Annotated in this window: 4 protein-coding genes; all 4 read right to left on the bottom strand. The window is 43.9% G+C overall.

Features of this window, described 5'->3' with window-relative positions:
- On the bottom strand, positions 1 to 530 hold a 530-nt coding region (locus tag SORDD16_RS11555; protein ID WP_241734009.1), incomplete at its 3' end, for a PstA family ABC transporter permease.
- Positions 520 to 1,437 (bottom strand): phosphate ABC transporter permease subunit PstC, encoded by a 918-nt coding sequence (gene pstC / locus SORDD16_RS03225; RefSeq protein WP_061452362.1) that lies wholly within the window; start codon positions 1,435 to 1,437, stop codon positions 520 to 522. The genes SORDD16_RS11555 and pstC, both read right to left, overlap by 11 nt.
- Entirely contained in the window at positions 1,437 to 2,315 is an 879-nt protein-coding gene (locus SORDD16_RS03220; protein ID WP_061452361.1) for a phosphate ABC transporter substrate-binding protein PstS, read from the bottom strand. The genes pstC and SORDD16_RS03220 overlap by 1 nt, the downstream gene beginning before the upstream one ends.
- A 210-nt stretch (positions 2,316 to 2,525) precedes the next feature.
- Positions 2,526 to 3,819 (bottom strand): RsmF rRNA methyltransferase first C-terminal domain-containing protein (locus SORDD16_RS03215; protein WP_061452360.1); only part of this gene is annotated, 1,294 nt, incomplete at its 5' end.

Raw genomic sequence — 3,819 nt, 5'->3', positions numbered from 1 at the left:
GTCTCCCAACGAGAAATTCCAAGAGCTAAGCCAGCCTCACGTTGCGTATGGTGAACGTGTTTTAAACTGTCCTCAACATTTCGAGTCATCTGAGGGAGGTTAAAGACCGTCAAGGCCAAGGCACCTGAAATGATTGAAAATCCATACTCAAACTGGACTACAAAGATCAAGTAACCAAAGAGACCCACAACGACTGATGGTAGAGAAGACAAAATCTCAATACAGGTACGAATAAAATTGGTCACAGGTCCTTTTTTGGCATACTCAGCGAGGAAAACGCCAGCTCCCATAGACAGGGGAACAGAAATAATCAAGGTAATGACCAAAAGGAAGAAGGAATTGTAAAGCTGAATCCCGATTCCTCCGCCAGCTTGGTAAGAGGAAGACTTCCCAGTCAAGAAGGACCAAGAGATGTGCGGTAACCCTCTCACCAAGATATAGAGAATCAAGGATGCCAAGATGGCAACGATGATACCCGCGATAGTATAGAGGACAGCTGTTGCAAGTTTATCTAATTTCTTAGCGTGCATAGTTTTTCTTTCCTCTTTCTTTCGTAATCAATTTAATCACACTGTTAAAGGCCAAACTCATCAAGAGCAAGACTAAGGCCAGTGACCAGAGAACGTTATTATCAACCGTTCCCATGACGGTATTTCCGATACCCATAGTCAATACAGATGTCAAAGTCGCAGCTGGTGTTGTTAGCGAGGTTGGGATAACTGCTGAGTTTCCGACAACCATCTGAATAGCAAGGGCTTCACCGAAGGCACGCGCCATCCCAAAGACCACTGCTGTGAAAATACCTGACCGTGCTGCTTTCAAGGTCACACGCCAGATGGTTTGCCAACGAGTTGCACCCATAGCCAAACTAGCTTCACGATAATGACGAGGAACAGCACGCAAGCTGTCTATTGTCATAAAGGTTACAGTTGGTAGGATCATGACAAAAAGAACGAAAATCCCTGACAAGATCCCAAACCCAGTTCCACCAAAGACGCTACGAACAAAAGGTACCACAACTTGCAAACCGATAAATCCATAGACGACTGAAGGAATACCGACGAGAAGTTCAATGGCTGGTTGCAAGATTTTTGCACCCTTTGGTGATACTTCTGTCATAAAGACTGCAGCACCAATAGCAAAGGGAGTTGCGATAAGGGCTGATAAAATCGTCACAATAAAGGAACCCAAAATCATCGGAAGGGCACCAAATTGTTTCCCTGAAGGATTCCAAGTTTGTCCAAAGAGGAAATCAAAGATATTGACCCCATTGATAAAGAAAGTCGATAAGCCTTTTTGGGCTACAAAAATCAAAATCATCGCCACAATGATCACAATCAAAGAAAGGCAGGTGAAGGTCAAACCTTTACCAAACTTCTCAAGCCGAGAGTTCTTTGAAGGAGAGAGTAATTTTTTAGATAATTCTTCTTGATTCATTATTGACCTCCTTCTACTGCTGTAACGGTACCTGAAGCATCCTTTTGGACTTTCATTTCATTGATGGAAATATAGCCCATGCCCTTAACAATCCCATTTTGGGCTTCATCTGAGAGGACGAAATTCAGGAATTCAGCAGCTAACTCATTTGGCTGACCAAGTGTGTACATATGTTCATAAGACCACAAAGGCCAGTTGTTGGTCGTCACATTTTCAGAGGTTGGCGCATAGCCGTTCAACTGAATGGTTTGAACAGAATCATCCACATAGGCAAAGGCTAGGTAAGAAATGGCTCCAGGTGTTTGGGATACAATGGACTTGACCATCCCGTTAGAATCCTGCTCTTGGCTCTGCATAGCTGCTTGGCCATTCATGATCACGCTGTCAAACGTCGCACGAGAACCAGAACTTGCTGCTCGGTTGATAATCGAAATCGCTAGGTCTTTACCACCAACTTCTTTCCAGTTGGTCACTTCACCAGTAAAGATTTTGCGAAGTTGCTCGGTTGTGAGATTTTCAACATCCACTTCCTTGTTTACAATCACTGCAAGACCAGCCACTGCAACCTTGTGGTCTACTAGAGCCGAAGCATCGATTCCTTCTTTTTCCTCTGCAAAGACATCCGAATTTCCGACATCGACCGCTCCAGACTGAACCTGAGACAAACCAGTTCCTGATCCGCCTCCTTGGACATTGACTGTTTTGCCAATATGGGTAGAGCCAAATTCATCTGCTGCTGCTTCGACAAGAGGCTGAAGAGCAGTGGAGCCAACGGCCGTCATGGACTCTCCACGATCAATCCAGCTAGCACACCCTGCTAGAGAACCTGCCATCAAAAGAGTTGCAAGAGACATGGCGAGCTTTTTTCTTTTTTTCACTGTTTTTCTCCTTGAACATAATAATGAATGTTCTGATTTCTTCCGCTTGCCCTGATCATACAATTATCATCAATGCTTGTCCCGCTTTATTTTACCTAGACATTCTTAGGGGCGGACAATTCCATCGTATAATATAAGTAATAATGAAAGACTATCAGAAAAAACTCATACTTCCACTATAACATAGAATAGGCTCTTTGACTAGCTTTTTCACCTGAATCTGAGCCCTTTTGGATAATAATTTTTCAAAACATTTCCCGTTACCTTGGCAAAGCCCAATCCGTTTCCTTGAACCACAACTTGGTACCAGCCATTTGGTCGAGCTTCAGACAATTGAACAGTCTCGCCAGCCACATATTTTACAAAATCTTCATCATTGATTTCAACATTTTGTAGTACTTGACTTGGTTTCAAGGCTAAACCGAGAGCAAAGCTTGGTTCAAAACGTTTCTTCTTAAAAGTGCCCAGATGGAGTCCATTTCTAGCAATTTTGAGTTTCCCTAGATCAGGTAGCATCTCTGGTAAGAGATAGAGTTGGTCTCCAAAAGTTTGCAAGATACCAGTTAGATTGACCCGCAAGTGTTTTTGGGCAAAATCATGCCACAAAGCCAGTTGCTCACGACTGAGATTGCTCTTGCTAGCTTTGAATTTAGGTGCGGGATTTTCTCCTTTAAACTGCAAGTGGGCAACAAACTGGCCTTCTCCCTTGAAATGGTGAGGGTACATTCGAGACGTTTCAGGAAGAGCGATTCCTGCTACCATACCGTTCACATGCTCAACTGGAAGCAATTCAAAATTATAAATATCCAGCAACCAGTGGACGATTTCTTCATTTTCCTCAGGTGCCCAAGTACAGGTCGAGTAGACCAAACGACCACCTTCTGCAAGCATAGTCACTGCATCTTCTAAAATTTCTCTTTGGAGACTGGCACATTGGCTAGGATAATCGGTACTCCAATAGTCCATGGCATCTGGTTGTTTACGGAACATCCCTTCACCCGAGCAAGGTGCATCAAGGACAATCACATCAAAATAACCTTTAAAGACCTTGGTCAAGCGGTCAGCAGATTCATTGGTCACGACAACATTTGTCGCTCCAAACCGCTCCATATTTTCCACTAAAATCTTAGCACGCTTGCTTGAAATTTCGTTGGAGACAAGGACTCCTTGATTAGCCAGATAAGCTGCTAGTTGAGTGGATTTTCCACCTGGTGCTGCCGCCAAGTCCAAGACCTTCATACCAGGACTTGGTTGAGCTACCTGGGCCACCATTTGGGCTGCAGGCTCTTGCGAATAAACGAGACCCGTCACGTGCTCTGGAGATTTCCCAGAAACTTTACCATAATACCCCCAAGGTGTATGGGGAATGGCATCAGCAAACGATAGCTGACTTTCTTTTAAGGGATTGACCCGAAAAGCTGATACCGCTTCCTGTTTAAAAGAGGCAAGAAAATCTCTTGCCTCATCTTCTAGTATCGCTTCATATTTTTCAACAAATCCTTCT

It is taken from the genome of Streptococcus oralis (genome assembly GCF_001578945.1).
Lineage (GTDB): Bacteria > Bacillota > Bacilli > Lactobacillales > Streptococcaceae > Streptococcus > Streptococcus oralis_Q.
The sequence above is the reverse complement of the archived record's forward strand: the minus strand, read 5'-3'. Positions and strand labels throughout refer to the sequence as shown.